This window comes from Ruegeria sp. BB5, from assembly GCF_056539405.1.
This window is the reverse complement of sequence record NZ_JBQFUX010000009.1, coordinates 103,410-122,966: the sequence shown is the minus strand read 5'-3', so window position 1 is coordinate 122,966 and position 19,557 is coordinate 103,410. Positions and strand designations below refer to the sequence as shown.

Here is a 19,557-nt window from a genome sequence, read left to right as displayed (position 1 = left end):
GCTTTAAATTGAACAACTAAACTATCAAGCTCGCGCTGTCATGATGTTTCAGTATTTACCGGCAAAACGAAACAAAATTTCAAGGCGATGACGCCAGAAAACAGAGTGACGAGCGCCTCACGCCTCAAACATCCTAAGGAAACACTACTTATCATCCATGAATGCAACGCCCGTCCAATCGCCTGGCGGAGGGTCCGCCAGCAACGCTTTTGCTCGCTTGATCATAAAAACGGACGCAGGATCGCCCCCGCGCAAATTATCTGCGGTCTCAAAGGACGCGACCGCCTCGGACATGCGCCTGGCCCGGTAATGGGCAAGACCTGTTTCATATGCCTCGATCCACGGTGGGGTCTCAGCGACACTGTCAGCCATGGCAAGCAGTTCGAAAACGACCAGTTCTCCGGACCGGCCGGCAATTTCAAGCGTATCCAGTTCCCGGACGATGATCGCATCACCTGCTTCTCGCCGTGTTTCGGGTCCAATGAGGATCGCGCTGCCATAGGCCTTGTTGGCCACTTCTAGGCGGCTTGCTACGTTTACGACGTCCCCAATTGCAGTGTAGTTCAGCCGCTGTTCCGATCCGATATTCCCAACCAGAGCTTCACCACTGTTCAGACCGACCCTGACGCGCAGGGAATCGTCAGAGTCACTTCGCAGGCCAGCACTTTCGACCACGTCCACGAGTTCCAGCGCAGCACGACAGGCATCTTCAGCGTGGTTGAGATTTTCTCGCGGGGCACCCCAGAACGCCATCACCGCATCCCCGATGAACTTATCGATTGTTCCATGATGCCGTTCAATGGTCGATGACGCAGCGCTGAAGAATGGTGCCATCAACTCGACAATCTTCGGGCCATGCTTTTCGGTCAGGCCGGTGAAACCCGACACATCACAAAACAGCACAGATATCGTTTTTGTTTCCCCTCCGGGCTGCGTCTTGATACCTGCCGCCACCAGCATTCGCACAAGATCGGTCGGCACATACTTTCGAAACGCCGACAGACCCGCCGCCATGTTGGCCGTCGCTGCGGACAGGTTATTTAGCTCTTTCAGGCGCGAGGGACGCCGCGAGACCTGCTCGACATCGAAACGTTCAATTCGGCTGAGGTCTTCGGCAACGCGCGACAAAGGGTTTGCCACAACCTTGCGCATTAACCAAATGGCAAGACCGGTCGCTACAACAACCACCCCAAGCAGCGCATAAATCAGATTGACAAGCGTCCGGTCGATACCTGACAGGAAGGCGGCTTCGGGGATGACCGTGGCCACGCGCCACCCGTAAAATCCAAGCGGGGTCAGTGCCACGGCATAGGGCACGTCGTCATACACCACACGGGTCGTCAAACTGCCGGCGACATTCGGACCAGAGGTCGCCAAAAGGGTTTCCCCAGACATCTTGGCAACTTCGTACAGCTCACCTTCACCCATCCGCGCCGGGGTGACCTCATCTGCATCCGGGTCCGGTACGGCGATCACCTTGCCATCCGCGCTCAGAATATAGGCCGCGCCAAACTCACCCGGCCGCAATGATCCCAGAAAGCGCGACAGGCGATCCGTTTCAATGGCCACCGTCAACACGCCTTGGCGTCTGCGGTTCACGTCGATTGCCCCGGCAAAGGCATAGACCGTTTTGTTGCTACCCGGCAGGTCGCGCACCTCGATCCAGTCCGGCGTATCGCGATCAATGAAATTACCGTACCAGGCGTGATCGCGCGGATCATATTGGGTTGGCGAAAACGAGCGGTCTTCGAATTGGATGTCCCCCGGAATAAAGATGTAACGGTCCTTGCGCAGGCTCCGATCCCGGATCTCGTCGTTGATTTCGATCATCTCCAGCCCACTGTCGCCTAAACGGTGGGCGGCGAAAAAGTCCCCGTCAGGCCAGCCGAAGGTAATCCACGATATGTTGGGCTGCGCCTGCAATTGCGACAGAAACACAAACTCTCGCTTGTCGGCTTGCTGTGTCTGAATCACATTCTGGACAAAGATTGTCCGGACCGCGGCCCAAGCCGCTTCGGCGGATCTTAGGGTCAATCCAACTTCAATCCGCACCGTGTTGGCGATTTGACTGTTGATCTCGGCCGCCAACATCCGACTGTTTTCCCTCGCGGTCGTCCACCACAGCGAATGCACCACAAAAGTCGACGCGCCGATTGAAAGCGCGACAAGTATTGATACGGCAATTCCTACGCTGACTCGCACTTGTGGTCCAAAACGGCTGTTGGTGGCTTAAATCTGGGGTTGATCGGCCAAATGTCAGTGGAAGATTAGAGGGTGCAATTTCTTGTTTCCAGATAGTTTCAAGGATCATGCCGATTAGTTTACCCGGTGTTGAACACAGCAAGTGAATATCTGGTCACGCCGTACGACCCACGGGTCATTTACCACAAGCGCGTGATTGCGGGAATGGAGGGTTGGCACGCCTAGCCCCCGTGTGTAACAGGGTGCATCCCGGTCGCAGCCTACCCGGGCAACAAAACAAGGGTTCAAAATATGAAAACGATCGTAATCTGCTCAGGCGGGCTGGATTCGGTGTCGCTTGTCGATAAGATGACAGGCGAAACCTATTTCCGGGCTTCGATACAGTTGGCCGAAAAATCTATTGGCAGCGGCGCGTATGAACGTCCTCTTCAGGCCGGAATGACCGTGGTGGCAGAGATGACCACAGGCGAGAATACTCTGCTCGCCTATATGCTGAAGCCGGTGCATCAGACCGTGAACAACGCTTTTGACGAACGCTGATGGCAGGCCAGGTTACAAGCCAACAAAATGATGACGGTCTTGCAACCTGTGCGCGGATGGCTTTTCAACCAACTACTCAGGTGCGCATATTGGCTCCATTGGCATCGTAAATTGGTGCACCCAGAACCGTGGCGTCATAGAACGCGCCAAGGATTTCCACCTGTAGGATCGTTCCCGGCGCGGCATGGTCCGCGGCAACATACCCCATGGCCATCGACTCCCCGACCCGATGCGCATAGCCACCGGACGAGACATAACCGACGGCAATGCCGTCTTTCACGATCGCCTCATCATTCGACACATCAATTCCGTCGACGTCGATTGTCATGGTCACTAGCTTCTGTTTGACGCCTTCGGCGCGGGCCGCCTCGGTCGCCGTCTTGCCGACAAACTCTTTGTTCCAATTGATGAAGGCTTCCATTCCGCTTTCGACTGCATTGAAATCCGGACGGAATTCAAGCGTCCAGACACCCCACCCTTTCTCCAGCCGCATCGACATCAACGCGCGGGCCCCATACCAGCGATAGCCCAGATCGGCCCCGGCCTCTTCAATCGCTTCGGCCAAGCGCAACAGGTATTGCGGCTTGCAATAAATCTCATAGCCCAGTTCGCCGCTGAACGAGATGCGATTCAGGATCACCGGTACACCGGCCACAAAGGTCTGGCGAAGATCGCGGAACTTGAAGGCCTCGGCCGAGACATCCTCTCGCGTCAGCCGCGCCAACAACTCGCGGGATTTGGGGCCAGACAATGCGATTCCGTGCCAATCGTCCGACACGTTGGCATAGCTCACATCATCCGGCAGGTCCTTTTCGAACCAGCGGCGATGCGCCTCTTGCATGGCGCCTGAACCAAACAGGATAAAGTGATCGTCGGCCAAGCAGGCCACGGTCAAATCTCCATATAGCTTACCCTTGGGCGTCAACATCGGTGTCAGCGTCAGGCGCCCCGGTTTGGGCACATACCCGGCCAGCACGTAATCCAGAAAGGCCCGCGCACCCGCGCCTTTGAATTCATGTTTGGTGAAATTGGCAATCTCGATCCCACCAACAGCCTCTTGCACCGCTTTCACCTCACGCGCGACATAGTCGTGACTGCGATTGCGCTCAAAAGTCGGGTCTTCATGCGCGTCCTCAGGACCATCGGCGAACCACAGCGCGTTTTCCAACCCAAAGCCCTGCCCCATCCGCGCGCCTTTTGCGACCAAACGATCATAAAGCGCGGTGGTTTTCTGCATCCGTCCCTTGGGTAGCGTTTCGTTCGGAAACGTCATCACGAAACGGCGTTCGTAGTTTTCCGAGGATTTGATCGTGCCCCAGTCTGGCGTTGCGAACTCGCCAAACCGCGCCACATCCATGGCCCAGACGTCGATCGAAGGCTCTCCGTCGATCATCCATTCAGCCATGGTCAGGCCGACGCCGCCACCCTGGCAAAAGCCCGCCATGACGCCCACTGCGACCCAATAGTTCTTCATCCCCGGCACCGGGCCGATCATCGGGTTGCCATCAGGACCAAAGGTGAAGGGACCATTGATCATGTCCTTGATCCCAGCCTCACCAATGGTAGGAATGCGTTCAAACGACATCTCCAGCCGATCGGCAATGCGGTCAAGGTCAGGTTGCAGCAGCTCATGCCCAAAATCCCACGGCGTGCCGTTCACCTTCCAAGGGGTCGATTTCGGTTCATACGTGCCCAGCAGCATCCCCTGCCGTTCCTGCCGGAAATAGATGTTGGCCTCATAGTCGATCCCGGCGGGCAGACGCCCTGCCTCCCCCATGATCTCCATCCGCTCAGCAATCTGAGGGATTTTTTCGGTGATCAGATAATGGTGTTCCATTGGCTGAACCGGCAGGTGAATGCCAGACATATGCCCGACCTCGCGCGCCCACAGCCCTCCACAATTCACCACGTGTTCGGCATTGATCTGACCTTTGGGCGTGGTCAAATCCCACGAGCCGTCGGGTCGCTGCGACATCGAGGTGACACCGCAATGGGTGAAATACTGCGCACCATAAACGCGCGCAGATTTGGCAAATGCATAGGTCGCTCCCGACGGGTCCAGATCGCCGTCTTGATCATCCCACAGCGCTGCATAGTAATGTTTCGGATCGACCAGCGGGTGCCGTTCGGCCAACTCGGACGGAGAAATGAACTCCTGATGCAGGCCCATATAGCGCGCCTTGGACCGCTCGCGTTTCAGATAGTCGTACCACTCCTTGGTCGAGGCCGCGTAGAACCCTCCAGTGATATGCAATCCAACCGAATGGCCCGAGGTCTCCTCGATCTCTTTATACAGATCAATGGTATAGCTTTGCAGACGGCTGATATTCGGGTCTGAGCTGATCGTGTGAATCTGCCCCGCCGCGTGCCAGCTTGAACCCGAGGTCAGCTCATCTCGTTCCAGAAGCACCACGTCCTTCCAACCGAATTTGGCCAGATGAAACAGGATCGAGCAGCCAACGACACCGCCACCAATGACAACGACCTTGGCGTGGGACGGCAGCGGTTTGCCGGTGGCTGTCTCATCTTTTTGAATCTCGGGCATACGTGTTTTCCTTGGTTGACCGGCATAGGTGAAAGGTCGGGGGACTTAGTACCAGGCGTCGGGCAAGCTTTCTTTGCGTTTGGCAACGAATGCCTCCAATTCTTCTTTCAACGCCACGTCGATGGGAGGTGCCTCATAATCTTTCAGCATCTGGTTCCAGCGTTCATAAGCCCGCGTGCGCATGTCCTTGGCACCTTCATCCTCCCAGCTTTCGACGTTTTCACTGTGGCTGAGCGCGGGTTCATAAAACGCATCCTGATAATTACGAATGGTGTGACCGCAGCCCAGGAAATGACCGCCGGGACCAACCTCCTCATAGGCGTCACTGGCCAGCGCTTCGTCTGATGTGTCCAGCCCCAGGTCCAGAACCTTTTGATAAGACCCAAGCCGGTCCGCATCCATGATCAGCTTTTCGAAGCCGGCGCACAGTCCACCTTCCAGCCAGCCCGCCGATTGCAGCACGAAATTCGCCCCGGCCAACATGGTCGAATGCATCGTATCCGCGCTTTCATACGCGGCTTGCGCATCTTCGATCTTGGACGCTGTCAGCGATCCGCCACAGCGCAGAGGCAGGCCCACGCGTCGCGCGAGTTGCCCGATCGCATAATTCGAGATCACCGGCTCGGGCATGCCAAAAGTCGGCGCGCCGGATTTCAGCGACATCGAAGACAGGAAGTTCCCCAGTACAAAAGGCGCACCGGGACGGATAAGCTGAATATATGCACAGACCATCATCGCCTCGGCCAATGCCTGGGCCACCGAGGCGGCGGTCGACACCGGCCCCATCGCCCCGGACAGGATGAACGGCACCACCATCATACCTTGCCCCCGGCTGCTGTAGACCCGCGCGGATTCCGTCACCACCCGATCCACCAGCAGCGGTGAATTGGTGTTCACGTTGCCCATGATGACACAGTTTTCCGCCATCACATCCGCGCCAAATACGATCTCGGCCATGTCGACACTGTCCTGAGCGCGGCTCATCTCGGTAATTGCGCCCAGATGCGGTTTGTCGCTTAGCGTCATGTGGGCCAGCAACATATCCAGATGCCGCTTGCTGACTGGAACATCACACGGCTCGCAGGTCACAAAACCCCCGTGATGCAAGTTTGGGTGCAGGTAGGTAAGGCGCACCAGGTCTTCAAAGGAGTTCAGATCGCCATAACGCCGCCCACCTTTCAGATCACGCACAAAAGGGGCGCCATAGACCGGAGCGAAAACCTGATTTCGACCGCCGATGACAACCGATCGATCCCGATTGCGGGCCAACTGAGTAAACTCACGCGGTGCCTTGGCACAAAGGGCGCGAATCCAATCTGCAGGGGCGCGCACGATATCACCGTCGACCTGTGCCCCTTCGCACTTCCATAGCGCAAGCGCCTCGGGGTCGTCACGAAAGGCGATGCCGACGTCCTGCAAAAACCAATCCACCTGACGTTCCAGACGAACGACCTGCTCCTCGTCAAGCAGATCGTAAAACGGGGCCTGGCGCTGAATAAAGGGTGAGGCGGGCACAGCGATATGTGTGTCCTGCCGTTTTCTGGATGTCCGAGCGCGCCGTGCCATTGAAACCCTCATCGCCATGTTTCTTCAAGAACCATAGCGCTCAACCACATCTCTGTGACGGTTGAAAATATTGATGTTTAGCATAATCTGAAGTTATGCAAAAACCCTGGTCCCTCCTCTCCTCTCCTCGCCATCTGGTCGTCTTCGAAGCTGCCGCACGCACGGGATCGTTCACCAAAGCGGCAGAGGAGTTGAATGTGCAGCAACCCGCCGTCAGTGCCTCGATCAAGCAATTGGAAACCTCACTTGGCGTCGTATTGTTTCGGCGCAGCCATCGCAGGATCACTTTGACCAATGCAGGAAACCGTCTGTTTTCAGATGTCACCCGCGCGTTCGAGCTGCTGTCGCATTCTGCAGCTTCGATCCGGCAATTTGCCAGCAATGATCACGTGACACTCAGCGCTTCCTCGGCATTCAACAACTACTGGCTTATGCCTCGAATAGCATCGTTTCAGCAAAATCATCCCGATATTGAGCTGCGCCTGCAATCCAGCGATCGCGAGCCGGACCTGAATGTGGAAACTATCAGCCTTGCCGTGCGGTTGGGCGATGGCAATTGGCCCGATTGCGACGCGCATTTGATATCGGATGAGGTGATCTATCCCGTCGCTTCACCTCGCGTCATGGCCGCCGCCGTCACGCTCAAGAATGTGCCCGGCCTTCTGAATCAACGGCTTATTCACCTAGAGGAGCCGGTCCGTGAACGCCCCACATGGGAACAGTGGTTTCGCACCTTTGGCATCGCCGAGGTCACCCCTCGTACCGGTCTGCGGCTGAACGATTATGCCTTGGTTTTGCAGGCCGCGATGGCGGGCGAGGGCTTTGCCTTTGGCTGGCATCATGTCGTAGCTCCGCTGGTGCGGCAGGGCATGCTGGCGGCGCGTCCTGAATGGGCCTGGAAAACGGGCAAGGGGTTTTATCTGGTGTGGTCCAAAACTCGCCCCCTGACACCAAAGGCCGAGATTGTGCGGGATTGGATCCTGTCTTCCCGGCAAGAGGGATAACAAGGGCGGGGCGGGCGTCAGCGCCGGTCCGCGTCCATCATTGCGCGGCTGGCTGCCACTTCAGCTCTGACACCGCTGCGGAACATCAAAAACATCATCATGGCCACCAACACAAGCAGGGGAAGAACCATCAGCTGGGTTCCGTTCATCCCCAGATAGACCGGCTTATCCAATTCCAGGCCGAACAGGTTTTGATGCAGGTTGACGTTGTAAATGTCATGATCTTCAACGTAATCAGCCGCCTCGCGCCAGGCGTCTTCATCTCCGGGTTTTAGTGTGGTTTTCTTGGTTTTCAGGACCCACTCATAGCGCAAGGACGCCTCAGCTTCGTTCCACTCGCCCTTTGTTTCAAAATCGACAAAGCGGTTTTCAAAGCTGTGACCGACCGGTTGGTTCAAGGATGCCGGCACATTGCGCATGACCACTGTGTGTACAGCGTGGATCGGATTATTAACCTGCGATTGCCCTGCCAACGCCGCGTCATCATCAAGCTCGTAAAGCTGATCCGAAACTACATAGCCAAAATGGCTCAGGTCCGTCCAAAGGCCATCTTCTTCGAACCCGTCGCGCGGCAGGGAATATCGCTGCACCAGCCGAATGACGTTGGCGTCAAGATCATCCTCAACAACCATCGCATCGGGATGCGTGGCACCGGGAAAGCGATCCGCATACCAATCTTCGTAATTCTTGTGCCGCTCTTCCTCATCCTGACGATCAAAAAGCCACCGCCTGTAATCTGCGTTCACACCGCGCCAGGTTTCGGTCACATCCAGAATGGCAGCCACCGGACCTTCATCCAACAAAGTGTACTCTTGTAGAACTTCGGACGTGGGCTCAGTTGGAAGATGCCGCACAATCTCGACCAGTTCGGTGCTGTCCGGTGACAGCGGCAGCCCCCAGGTGAAATCGGTCAGCGAAATGGCCCGGCCGACTCCGCCCTGCAACAAGTCGGTGGGGTCAACAAACCAATCGCCCTGTACATCTCGAATGCGAACAATCGCATGATCAAAAACAAAGGGCGACGGCAACATGCGTGGCAAGGCAGGTCCGATTTCATGATCCACGATGACCGCATCGGCTTGAATACCCAGATGCGCCAGCATCGAAATCAGCAACAGCGCCTTATCCTTGCAATCCCCGTAAGCTGTGGACCAGACCGTATTCGGCGTACGGGGTATCCAACCGCCTTCCCCGATGGAAACACTGAAATACCGCACACGGTCCTGAACCAGTCGCAGGGCCTGGGTCGCGCGCCATTCGGGGTCGTCCGATTGCGCCGCGATCTCTTCAAGTATCGCGATCAAGTCATCGGGCAAAAGATCAGGACGAGGTCGGTAATCTGTCGCAAAGCGCTGTGCGATCTGTCCCCAATCGAGAAACGTGGACAGCTGCATCCCGTCATTCGAGACATCCCAGGCCTCTGCCGCATGCAGGTTTCCGTCTTCCTCCTCAATCTCGCCAAAAGCCCACGACAAGACCGTGCGCCCATTGGCTTCGTAACGGTTGATCGAGAAGTCTTCGGTATGATTTAGACCAAAACGGGTCGACGCTGGCAGGTCGATGCTTATCCGCCTCTCCGCCCAACTGCTGACTCTGGGCTTGTCTGCCCAATAGTGGAACTGATCAGGAAAAACCGGTGTTGTCGCTTTTTTCGACCAGATGATCTCAAGGCCATCCCCCACGCGCAGATCGGCGATCTGGCCGAAATATTCAATATCGCCCTGCATCACGCCGGATTTGAGTTCACGCTCCAGACTCAATTCTCGGAACGGCAAGAGGAGTTGGTCAAATGTCTTTCCGTCCCGATGTATCCGCAGCCGATGCAATGTGGCGCGTTCGAAAATCGGATCCACCGTCAGGCGAACCTCACCGAAATCCTCAAGACTGGACCGGTCGTGAACAACAAAAAACCCCTGTCTCACGATTTCATACCCGGCCTCTTCGACCCGCATTTTCTCATCAAACAGGGGTTGGCTCACGGATCTGTCTGCTGCCAAAGCGGCCTGTCGATCCTGTGGCGAAACCTCTTCGTACCATGCAGGCAGGGTTGGATTTCGCAGCATCTCGGCTGCGGCGGGTTTGGATTGAAGCCAGCCGATGAATCCCAAGATCGTCACGAAAACAATCAACCAGACCACGCCGCTGATCAGGAACGACCACCACCGTTTCTTTTTTCCCTGTTTCGGTACCGTGGCATGTCTGGCGCCATCCCATGGGCCCAATCCTCGCGATGTACGGTGGGCAGCCAATAGATTTGTCGCCGAGGGGATTTCAGGGATGACAAAAACCTGATCGTCGGTCAGCTCAACAACAGTCAGATAATTTTCGCAGTGTACCGCGCGCACCATGTTCCAGCCGATGCGCAAAACCCTGCCTTCCCGCCAGATCTCTAATCCTGACGTGTCGCAGGTCACGGCGGTCGGTCCCCAGGCGATGCCGCGCACAAGCCCGTACCGAGCAAAGTGCAGATGCCGCAGACGGGGCAGATGCTTTCGAAAAAACGACGCATGCGCCATCAGTGCGGTGACCAACAGCACGATGCACAGCTGATTGAGCAGCGGAAAACCTGCCTGCACGGTATTACCCGAAACAAGGGACCACAGGCCGAGCGCAGCAAACCCGGTGAGGATCAGGACGGTCAAATAGTTGAAAACAGAATCCAACCTATTGGGGCATTTGGTTCCTGTTTTCCTTGCGACTCCTTCAAGCGCCTCAAACGCGTCCCGGGCCGAGATATTCTGCACCAACGCCGCATCCGGTGCGTCTTGCAGCGCAAAACTGCCTGTGCCCGATCGGCTTTCCTGTTTGAGTTTGCGCAGCAGGTGTTGGGCATCTTGCTCGGTCGGCAAGGGGATAAAAAGCAACCGCATATCGGGGCTGCGCCACATCACGAACCGCCCATTGCGTTCAAGTCTAGAGATATGCGCAAAATGCCAAGATTCAGTGAAATCCTTCTCTTGTGCGGTAACGTGATCTTGCTCAATCGAATAAGTCACCGCCTCGGGCACACGCTCAGTTGGAGTAAGAATAACAGGCGCGCGGCCCGTCCAGATCGCCCAGAAACTGCCTGCTTTCAACGCGCTCGACCGCGCAAAGAACAAGCATAGCAGCCCGACGAACAACGCGGTCCAAGGTTGTTCACCAGCCGCCGAAAGGCCCAAATTCGAATGCCATGAAATAAAGAAAGTGCCCACGGATTCAGCAAGGAAACTGGCGGCCCAGACACTCAAGGCCAGGGCAAAAAGCAGGTTCAGCGCAAACTGCTTGCGCGCCTCCAATTGGCGCAGCTCGGACCGAACGGCGCCATTCAATTCGGTTTCAACGTTAAAAATGGGTGTTTTGACTGGTGCTGCCGAAATGTCAGGAAAAAGAGCGTTCACAATAAGAGAATCCCAAAAATCCAATACTCGCCAATAGATTGCACCATAGTGGCAGAATTATGGATTCCGTAACGTCCAAATCGCGCCCTGTTCAGGCACCCGCATTCCAGCGCGCGGCGGTGGGGGCACTCAAACGCAGGGAATCAACAGCCCTCGCAGCAATCTGATCGATCACGTCATTCAGTTTTTGCGGCTTGAGGTAAAAGGCGGGCACAGGCGGCATGATCACGGCCCCCATTTCCGTTGCAGAGGTCATGTTGCGCAGATGCGCTAACGTCAACGGCGCTTCGCGGGTGAGCAGGATCAAAGGGCGGCGTTCCTTAAGCTGCACGCTGGCTGCTCGGGTCAGCAGGTTGTCGTCCAGACCCAACGAAATCGCTGCAAGCGTGCGCATCGAACAAGGCGCTACAATCATGCCCGCAACCGGGACCGAGCCGGAAGCGATACTTGCCCCCACATCGCCGGTGGCATGGTGCCGTGTCGCCAGATTGCACAGATCGTCCAACGCATCCGCGCCGCATTCCTGCGCCAACGTAAGATTGGCCGCAGGGCTGACGACCAGATCAATCTCAACCCCCAACCCCGACAAGTTGCCCGCCACAGCAAGGCTTAGCGCTGCGCCCGATGCACCGGACACCCCCAATATGACACGGGCAGCGCTCATTGGCTCAGCCCCGGCATGATCCGGCCCAACAGATCAGCAGCAAAGGCCGCATCGGCATCCGAAGTTCGCATGACCTCACCCCATTCGCGCGAGGTTTCCGAGCCGATCTTGGTTGTGGCATCGATGCCCATCTTGCCCGCCAATCCGGGTTGGGGCGAGGCAAAGTCGAGGTAATCCATGGCAGTATTTTCCAGCAACATCACATCGCGCACAGGGTCCATGCGGGTGGCCAGCGCCCAGGCGATGTCGTCCCAGCTAGACGGATCGATATCGTCATCCACGGCCACGATCATCTTGGTATAGCTGAATTGCGGCAACATCCCCCAAAGCGCCATCATCACCCGCCGCGCCTGTCCGGGATAGCGTTTGTCGATACTGACAATCGCCATGCGATACGAACAAGCGGCAGGTGGCAGCCAGAGGTCACGCACTTCGGGTATCTGCGCGCGGATGGTCGGCAAAGACAGTCGGGTGAACACTTCGCCGATGATGGCAGGTTCATCCGGGGGGCGACCGGTATAGGTGGACAGGTAGACTGGTGCTTCACGATGGGTCACGGCGGTGACATGCATAACAGGAAACGGCTCGGCCGGGTTGTAGTATCCAGTGTGGTCGCCAAACGGTCCTTCGGGGGCGGTTTCGGTTGGGGAAACCCAGCCTTCCAACACAATCTCGGCGTCGGCCGGCACCAACAGTGGCACAGATTTGGCAGGTATCATCCGGGGTCGTGTGCCGTTCAGGGCACCTGCAAAACTCAACTCTGACACGGTTTCTGGCAGCGGCAACGCCGCTGACAACAGCGTTGCCGGATCAGCACCCAAAACGATGGCCACAGGCATTTTTTCACCACGCTGAACCCAGCTGCGATGATGCCCCGCCCCGCCGCGATGAGGCAGCCAGCGCATGATCAATCGGCTCCGGTCCAGAACCTGCACACGGTAGATGCCAGCATTGTAGCGGCTGACATCCCCGGCATCGCTGTCATACGGGCGGGTCACCACCACGGGCCATGTGATCAGTGGCCCGGCATCGCCCGGCCAATGGGTCTGTACCGGCAATGCAGACAGGTCGACATCTGTCCCGGTGTGGACAACATCCTGAACCGCCGCCGACCGAACGGTTTTTGGGCGCGCTGCCAACGCCGCCTTCAGCATCGGCCAGCGTGACAGGGCATCGCGCAACCCATCCGGCGGCGCGGGGCTGCGCAGCGCCGCCAGAAAGGACCCCAATTCATCCAGGCCATCTGGCGTAACGCCCAGCCCGGCGGCGACACGCCGGGCTGTGCCGAACAGGTTGACTACGACGGGAAAATCCAATCGGTCGCCCTGCGCCGTTACCGGGTGATCAAACCGCAGAACCGGCCCTTGTGCTTCCAAAACAGCGCGATGCACGGCCGTCATCTGGTGGCGCAAAGAGATGGGTTCGGACACCGCCTGGAATTGGCCGGTGCTTTCGCTCCAACCAAGAAAATCACGAAGGGTGGGAAATTTCGGTAAGGTGCGAATGGGACAGCTCCGGTAATCTGCCCTTCCCCTAACAACGATTTTGTCGCGCAGAATTGACAACAGTCAATTAACGGGCACCTGCACCCGCCTACGACAGCAGGACCTGCTAAACCGCCGGAGGTCAGTTTGTCCGATCCTCACATAACAATACCGCACTGCCCCGCCCCTCTGGCGGCGGCGCTGCGGCTGGTACCGCTTGCACCCCTGTCCCTGTCGCTGACGGTTTTTGCGCGCAAGATCGCCCGCACCTCACCCGGCCTGTTTCAGCGCCTGGGCGAATACAGGCAGACCGATTTTGTACTCGACCCGGTCGACCTGCCGATTGTTCTGTGTCTCAATCCCAACGATGGTCGACCAAAGGTGACCCTGACTCGCGGTCGGGGGAAAGGAGTGGCCCGGATCTCGGGTCCGCTTGCGGCCTTGCTTGGTCTGGTACACGGGGCCTTTGATGGCGATGCGCTGTTTTTCTCGCGCGATCTGGTGGTTGAGGGCGATACCGGCGCCGCCCTCGCCCTGCGCAATGCCGTGGACGATGCCGAACTGGACCTGGCGCAGGAAGCGGCCAGACTTTCCGGGCCATTCGCGCGTCCGATACAGCAGCTGATTGCCCTGGCCGAGCGTCAAACCGGCCTCTGCCTGACCCGACCCGAGGACGCAGTAATATGGTGATGGAAATCGTCTGCCCGGCAGGAACGCCCGCCGCCTTGCGGGCCGCCGTTAAGGCGGGGGCACATACGGTCTATTGCGGTTTCAACGATGAAACCAACGCCCGAAACTTTCCGGGCCTCAACTTCAATCGCAGCGAAATGCGCGATGCTGTAAGTTTCGCCCATCAACACGGCTCAAAAGTGCTGGTTGCCATCAATACTTTCCCGCGCGCAGGGGATGAGGCGATCTGGCACAGCGCCGTAGCAGATGCCAAAACTTGCGGCGCAGACGCGGTGATCCTGGCCGATCTTGGACTGCTGGACCACACCGCCCGCACCCACCCTGGATTGCGACGGCACCTGTCTGTGCAGGCCGCCGCTGCCAATGCCGATGTAATCAATTTCTATGCAGACACGTTTGGCGTCAAACGTGTGGTCCTGCCACGCGTTCTGTCCGTGCCCGAGATTGCCGCCATCAATGCCGAAACCGAGGTTGAGACTGAGGTGTTCGTCTTCGGCGGCCTGTGCGTGATGGCCGAAGGGCGCTGTTCGCTCTCTTCCTATGCCACCGGGTTGTCACCAAACATGAACGGGGTCTGCTCACCCGCCAGCCATGTGGATTACTCAGAAGATCAGGGCGTTCTGGATGCGCGTCTGGGCGGTTATCTAATCCACCGGGTCGACAAGGGGGAACCGGCCCCCTACCCCACCCTGTGCAAGGGGTGTTTCACCGCAGGATCCCAAACCGGACATCTGTTCGAAGATCCGGTCAGCCTGAACGCCGAGCAGTTGATCCCGCAATTGCAAAAAGCGGGCGTTACGGCGCTGAAGATCGAAGGGAGGCAACGGTCGAAATCCTATGTCGCGCAGGTGGTGCGCAATTTCCGCGCGGCGGTGGATGCGCTAGAGGCCGGGCGCCCGATGCCCGAGGGCATGCTGGCCCGCCTGTCCGAGGGGCAGGCCATGACAACCGGCGCCTACAAGAAAACATGGAGATAACGCGATGGAACTGACAGTCGGGCCCAGCCAGTTCTTCTGGCCCGCCGATTTCTGGACCGGGTTTTATCAGGGCCTGACCCAGTCTCCGGTCGATCGTGTGGTGATCGGCGAGTTGGTCTGTTCCAAACGCCTGCCCTTCTACCAGGACCGCATCCCCGATGCGATTGCCGCGTTGATCGAGGCCGGGAAACAGGTTTCCCTCACCAGTCTCGCGCTGATCACGCTGAAACGCGAACGCAAACTGACCGCCGAACTGGCCGAAATGGGTGTGACGGTCGAGGTCAATGATTTGACCGCCCTGGCCCATCTGCCCAAGGGCTGCGCGTTCACGGTAGGACCGCTGGTGAATGTCTACAATGAAGGCACGCTGAACTGGCTGGCGGCCCGCGGCGCAAATCGAGTCTGTCTGCCGCCGGAATTGCCCCTGGCATCAGTTGAGGCATTGACGCGGGTTGCCAATGACCTGGATATCGCGATCGAGGTCTGGGGTCACGGCCGGTTACCGCTTGCCATCTCTGGCCGCTGCTATCACGCTCGCCTACATGGGCGCACCAAGGACAACTGCCAATTCGCTTGCGAAGACGACCCCGACGGGCTCGAGGTTCTGACCGGCGACGGCAGGCCCTTCATGGCAATGAACGGGGTACAGACCTTATCCGACAGCTATGCCTGCACCGACCATCAAATTGACCAATTGCGCTGGGTCGGAGTGTCAGCCTTGCGTCTGTCGCCACAATCCAAGGGGTTTGCGAAACTTTGTATACTGTACCATCAGCGTCTGGATCAGACCTTGCCCCAAGGCGGTGTTGCGAAAGCGATCACGGCCGATGACCCCGCCCTGCGCCTAAGCGATGGGTTCCTGACCGGAGCTTGCGGAGCGGACTGGTCAGGCGCTTCCTGATTCTGTGCAACACTTCTATTGCCTGGCCCGGATTGCACGACATTGTTCCTGAGCGCACGGCCGCACTGAGCTAGCCGAGCATCCCAGACGTCATATCTGGTAAAGAAGCGGGCCGGCCCAACCTGCGACAGGTGAACCGGCCGTGCAGAACTTAGAAATGGGCCGACTTGGTCCCTTCTGGCGCGACGGGCGGTGCGAACTTTGTCAGGTCGATGCCTTCCACGGCGGATTTGTACTCTTCGATCTTCGGCGTCCGGCCCAAAATCGCTGAGAGGACAACAACCGGGGTCGATGCCAGCAAGCTTTCGCCTTTTTTGTCCGGTGCATCTGCCACGACGCGGCCCTGGAACAGGCGGGTCGACGTGGCAAGAACGGTATCACCCTTAGCGGCTTTTTCTTGGTTGCCCATGCACAGGTTACAGCCGGGGCGCTCAAGATAGAGAATATTTTCGTACTCGGTGCGCGCCTTCTGTTTCGGGAACAGGTCGTCGAATTCGAAGCCCGAGTATTTCTCGAGCACTTCCCAGTCGCCTTCTTCCTTTAACTCGTCGATGATGTTGTAAGTCGGTGCCGCAACCACCAGCGGAGCCTTGAATTCGACCTTACCGGTTTCCTTTTCCAGGTTTTTCAACATCTGGGCGACAATCTTGATGTCACCCTTATGCACCATGCACGATCCGACAAAGCCCAGATCAACATGTTTTTCGGCATTGTAATACGAGATCGGACGGATCGTATCGTGCGTGTAACGCTTTGACACATCGGCATTGTTGACGTCCGGGTCGGCGATCATCGGCTCAACGATCTGATCCAGATCGACAACAACCTCAGCGAAGTATTTCGCGTTGTCATCGGGTGTCAGAGCAGGCTTTTCACCCGACTTGATCTCGGCAATGCGTGCATCAGCGATGTCGATCAGCTTTTGCAGCATCCCGTTTTCATGCTCCATACCTTTGTCGATCATGATCTGGATGCGCGACTTGGCCAGTTCCAGCGAACCGATCAAGGTCTCGTCATTCGAGATACAGACCGAGGCCTTGGCCTTCATCTCGGCCGTCCAGTCAGTGAAGGTGAAGGCCTGGTCTGCCAACAGCGTACCGATATGCACTTCGATCACGCGGCCCTGGAATACGTTGTCGCCATGCTGTTCCAGCATCTGCGCCTGGGTGGCATGCACCACGTCGCGGAAATCCATATGCTCAGCCATCTTACCCCTGAAGGTCACCTTGACCGATTCCGGAACCGGCATCGAGGCTTCGCCGGTGGCCAGCGCCAGCGCCACGGTGCCCGAGTCGGCACCAAAGGCCACGCCTTTGGACATCCGGGTATGGCTGTCGCCGCCAATGATCACCGACCAGTCATCCACGGTGATATCGTTCAACACCTTGTGGATCACGTCCGTCATCGAATGATAGACCCCTTTCGGGTCACGACCGGTGACAAGACCAAAGTCATTCATGAACTTCATCAGACGGGGCGTGTTTGCTTGCGCCTTGGCATCCCAGACCGACGCGGTATGACAACCCGACTGATAGGCACCATCAACGCTGGGTGCCACGACGGTGGCGGCCATCGCCTCAAGCTCTTGCATGGTCATCAGGCCGGTGGTGTCCTGTGAACCGACGATGTTGACCTTCACACGCACGTCTGAACCGGCGTGCAAAGTTTTGCCCGGCGTTGTGCCCACGGCATTCTTGTTAAAGATCTTCTCAACCGCAGTCAGACCCTGACCCTCGTGGCTGACTTCTTTCGACGGAGCAAACACCGAAGGTGCCTCAATACCCAGCGTCTCGGCAGCAAGTGCCTGCAGTTTCTTGCCGAAGACGATGGCGTAGGATCCGCCGGCCTTCATGAACTCTACTTTTTGAGGGGTGAAGGACGAAGGCACGTCAACCAGTTCTTCGCCATCTTCACTTAGAAGCTTGTGCGTTTTGGTGTTGATCTTCAGAACCGTGCCGGTTGCGACCGAATACTTCTCTTCAAGGATCGGGTTGCCGTCATTGTTCAGGATCGCGTTGCCATCTTCATCCACCTTCTTGACCCAGTTTTTCAGGTCCAGACCGATGCCGCCGGTCACGCCCACGGTGGTCAGAAAGATCGGTGAAATGCCATTGGTACCCGCAACGATCGGCGCGAAATTGACGAATGGCACATAGGGGCTGGCCTGCTTACCGGTCCACAGCGCGACGTTGTTCACACCGGACATACGCGACGAACCCACACCCATGGTGCCTTTTTCGGCGATGAGCATGACCCGCTTGCCGGGATGCTGCAGCTTCAGCGCTTCAACTTCTTGCTGCGCCTTGTCTGAAATAAAGCACTTGCCGTGCAATTCCCGGTCAGCCCGCGAGTGCGCCTGATTGCCCGGCGACAACAAGTCGGTCGAGATGTCACCTTCGGCCGCGACATAAGTTACGACTTCGATTTCTTCGTCGATCTCGGGCAACTTGGTAAAGAATTCTGCTTTGGCATAGCTCTCCAGAACGTCCTTCGCGATAATATTTCCAGCTTCATAGGCCGCCTTGAGACGGTCGGTATCGGCGTCGTACAAGAAGACCTGCGATTTCAGCACCTCGGCGGCCTGATCCGCAATCGAGGCATCCGTACCCAGTGCCAGGTCCAGCAGAACCTCAACAGAAGGACCACCTTTCATGTGCGACAGCAGCTCAAACGCGAAAGGAACCGAGATCTCTTCGACCTCAGCTTCGCCCAGAATAATCTCTTTCAGGAATTTGGCCTTTTCACCGGCAGCGCTGGTTGTACCAGGCAGCGTGTTATAGATGAAAAAGTTCAGCGCCCCGTCCCGGTGTTCGCTTGCCACATCCTTGATGTGGGCGACGATCTCTTTCACCAATGCGCCGTCGTCGATGGGCTTGGGGTGCAGCCCTTGTCCTTTGCGGGTTTCGATCTCGCTGAGGTAATCTGTATAAAGGCTCATGGCTGTTCCGGCTGTTAGCGTTTCGTGTGGGTGCCTACCGGGTTTTCAGCAAGCTGACCACTGCCGGTATCGAATTGTATGCGGCGGTATACTAATTTTTCTAAGACTTCAAGTGACCATCTGAAAAATGCGATCACAAAGTCCGGTATGAGCCGCAGTTCAGCGGAACCAATAGTCCCACCCGTCTAAGTAGTACCCCGCCAGCACATGGGTCTGCAGCGTGTTGGGCTTGGCCGCAACGCGGTCCATATCGGCACCAAACACCTGTACGGCCTGCCAGACATCGGGTGTCAGATAACTCAGCCCATCCGGCACATCCAAACCTCGCCCCGACAGTGGCGCGGGTGAGGCCAGCACAAACCCCCGTTCCCCGAAACGGTTCTGTCGCAAATTCCTTTGAAGGACGAGGAGGCAACGCAGGCGGGTTGTTTATCCTAACAGTTGAGCAAATTGCTGAAACAGAGAGAGTCCGGGTGTGAATTGACCTTTGCGGATCATGTTGACCAGCTCAATGCCAGCCAGGGCAGATGCAGCTGAATCGAAAGACTTGAAACCCAACATGGGCCTGATCCGACGTTTGATGAATCGATGTTCTTGTTCAATGATGTTGTTGAAATACTTCTGCCTCACCATCTCGATCGGTATCGGATACACGCCGTATCGGAG

General features: G+C 57.3%; 13 protein-coding genes and 1 pseudogene. 5 read left to right on the top strand and 9 right to left on the bottom strand.

Going from position 1 to position 19,557, the window contains the following annotated elements; translation table 11 throughout:
- Nucleotides 1–144: 144 nt before the first annotated feature.
- Nucleotides 145–2,202: an adenylate/guanylate cyclase domain-containing protein gene (locus tag ACR0DL_RS17785; RefSeq protein ID WP_480690553.1), complete on the bottom strand. Its 2,058-nt coding sequence runs from the start codon at nt 2,200–2,202 to the stop codon at nt 145–147.
- 291 nt (nt 2,203–2,493) lie between these two features.
- Between ACR0DL_RS17785 and ACR0DL_RS17780 the strand changes: the two genes are divergently transcribed.
- Nucleotides 2,494–2,742, top strand: a complete 249-nt coding sequence (locus ACR0DL_RS17780) for a hypothetical protein (protein ID WP_480690551.1) — start codon at nt 2,494–2,496, stop codon at nt 2,740–2,742.
- Between the two features lie 76 nt (nt 2,743–2,818).
- Here ACR0DL_RS17780 and ACR0DL_RS17775 read toward each other — a convergent pair whose 3' ends face one another.
- The gene (locus ACR0DL_RS17775) at nt 2,819–5,287 is read right to left on the bottom strand and encodes a GcvT family protein (protein WP_480690549.1); all 2,469 of its coding nucleotides are present in this window, start codon (nt 5,285–5,287) and stop codon (nt 2,819–2,821) included.
- A 45-nt stretch (nt 5,288–5,332) separates the two neighbouring features.
- Complete coding sequence (locus ACR0DL_RS17770) at nt 5,333–6,853, bottom strand: trimethylamine methyltransferase family protein (protein WP_480648345.1); 1,521 nt, start codon at nt 6,851–6,853, stop codon at nt 5,333–5,335.
- Between the two features lie 95 nt (nt 6,854–6,948).
- Between ACR0DL_RS17770 and ACR0DL_RS17765 the strand changes: the two genes are divergently transcribed.
- Nucleotides 6,949–7,857: a LysR substrate-binding domain-containing protein gene (locus tag ACR0DL_RS17765; RefSeq protein WP_480648347.1), complete on the top strand. Its 909-nt coding sequence runs from the start codon at nt 6,949–6,951 to the stop codon at nt 7,855–7,857.
- A 17-nt stretch (nt 7,858–7,874) separates the two neighbouring features.
- Here ACR0DL_RS17765 and ACR0DL_RS17760 read toward each other — a convergent pair whose 3' ends face one another.
- The 3 genes from ACR0DL_RS17760 to ACR0DL_RS17750 all read right to left on the bottom strand — a co-directional run bounded on the left by ACR0DL_RS17760 (nt 7,875) and on the right by ACR0DL_RS17750 (nt 13,406).
- Nucleotides 7,875–11,237, bottom strand: coding sequence for a DUF3857 domain-containing transglutaminase family protein (locus ACR0DL_RS17760; RefSeq protein WP_480690547.1), 3,363 nt, complete (start codon nt 11,235–11,237; stop codon nt 7,875–7,877).
- A gap of 91 nt (nt 11,238–11,328) precedes the next feature.
- Entirely contained in the window at nt 11,329–11,901 is a 573-nt protein-coding gene (locus tag ACR0DL_RS17755) for a UbiX family flavin prenyltransferase (RefSeq protein WP_170379650.1), read from the bottom strand.
- Entirely contained in the window at nt 11,898–13,406 is a 1,509-nt protein-coding gene (locus ACR0DL_RS17750) for a UbiD family decarboxylase (protein WP_170379734.1), read from the bottom strand. Before ACR0DL_RS17750 ends, ACR0DL_RS17755 begins: the two co-directional genes overlap by 4 nt.
- A gap of 126 nt (nt 13,407–13,532) precedes the next feature.
- Between ACR0DL_RS17750 and ubiT the strand changes: the two genes are divergently transcribed.
- The 3 genes from ubiT to ubiV are packed head-to-tail and all read left to right on the top strand — an operon-like array spanning nt 13,533 to nt 15,953.
- Nucleotides 13,533–14,075, top strand: a complete 543-nt coding sequence (ubiT, locus tag ACR0DL_RS17745) for a ubiquinone anaerobic biosynthesis accessory factor UbiT (protein ID WP_170351223.1) — start codon at nt 13,533–13,535, stop codon at nt 14,073–14,075.
- Entirely contained in the window at nt 14,075–15,052 is a 978-nt protein-coding gene (gene ubiU, locus ACR0DL_RS17740) for a ubiquinone anaerobic biosynthesis protein UbiU (protein WP_170362716.1), read from the top strand. The genes ubiT and ubiU overlap by 1 nt, the downstream gene beginning before the upstream one ends.
- A 4-nt stretch (nt 15,053–15,056) precedes the next feature.
- A complete protein-coding gene (ubiV, locus tag ACR0DL_RS17735) occupies nt 15,057–15,953 on the top strand; it encodes a ubiquinone anaerobic biosynthesis protein UbiV (protein WP_480690544.1) in 897 nt (298 codons plus the stop codon).
- A 151-nt stretch (nt 15,954–16,104) separates the two neighbouring features.
- Here the strand turns inward: ubiV and ACR0DL_RS17730 are convergent, their stop codons facing one another.
- The 3 genes and pseudogenes from ACR0DL_RS17730 to ACR0DL_RS17720 all read right to left on the bottom strand — a co-directional run.
- On the bottom strand, nt 16,105–18,891 hold the full coding sequence (locus tag ACR0DL_RS17730; RefSeq protein WP_480690542.1) for a bifunctional aconitate hydratase 2/2-methylisocitrate dehydratase: 2,787 nt from the start codon (nt 18,889–18,891) through the stop codon (nt 16,105–16,107).
- 159 nt (nt 18,892–19,050) lie between these two features.
- Nucleotides 19,051–19,248 carry a hypothetical protein gene (locus ACR0DL_RS17725; protein ID WP_480690540.1) on the bottom strand — a complete coding sequence of 66 codons (198 nt, stop codon included), beginning with the start codon at nt 19,246–19,248 and terminating at the stop codon, nt 19,051–19,053.
- Between the two features lie 72 nt (nt 19,249–19,320).
- Nucleotides 19,321–19,524: pseudogene (locus tag ACR0DL_RS17720) on the bottom strand (DDE-type integrase/transposase/recombinase); the annotation flags it as partial.
- Nucleotides 19,525–19,557 lie beyond the last annotated feature (33 nt).

Coding starts and splice junctions, on each gene's coding strand:
- ACR0DL_RS17770 (WP_480648345.1), bottom strand. CDS start 6,853: ATGGCACGGCGCGCTCGGACATCCAGAAAACGGCAGGACACACATATC.
- ACR0DL_RS17755 (WP_170379650.1), bottom strand. CDS start 11,901: ATGAGCGCTGCCCGTGTCATATTGGGGGTGTCCGGTGCATCGGGCGCA.
- ubiU (WP_170362716.1), top strand. CDS start 14,075: ATGGAAATCGTCTGCCCGGCAGGAACGCCCGCCGCCTTGCGGGCCGCC.
- ACR0DL_RS17765 (WP_480648347.1), top strand. CDS start 6,949: ATGCAAAAACCCTGGTCCCTCCTCTCCTCTCCTCGCCATCTGGTCGTC.
- ubiV (WP_480690544.1), top strand. CDS start 15,057: ATGGAACTGACAGTCGGGCCCAGCCAGTTCTTCTGGCCCGCCGATTTC.
- ACR0DL_RS17780 (WP_480690551.1), top strand. CDS start 2,494: ATGAAAACGATCGTAATCTGCTCAGGCGGGCTGGATTCGGTGTCGCTT.
- ACR0DL_RS17730 (WP_480690542.1), bottom strand. CDS start 18,891: ATGAGCCTTTATACAGATTACCTCAGCGAGATCGAAACCCGCAAAGGA.
- ACR0DL_RS17775 (WP_480690549.1), bottom strand. CDS start 5,287: ATGCCCGAGATTCAAAAAGATGAGACAGCCACCGGCAAACCGCTGCCG.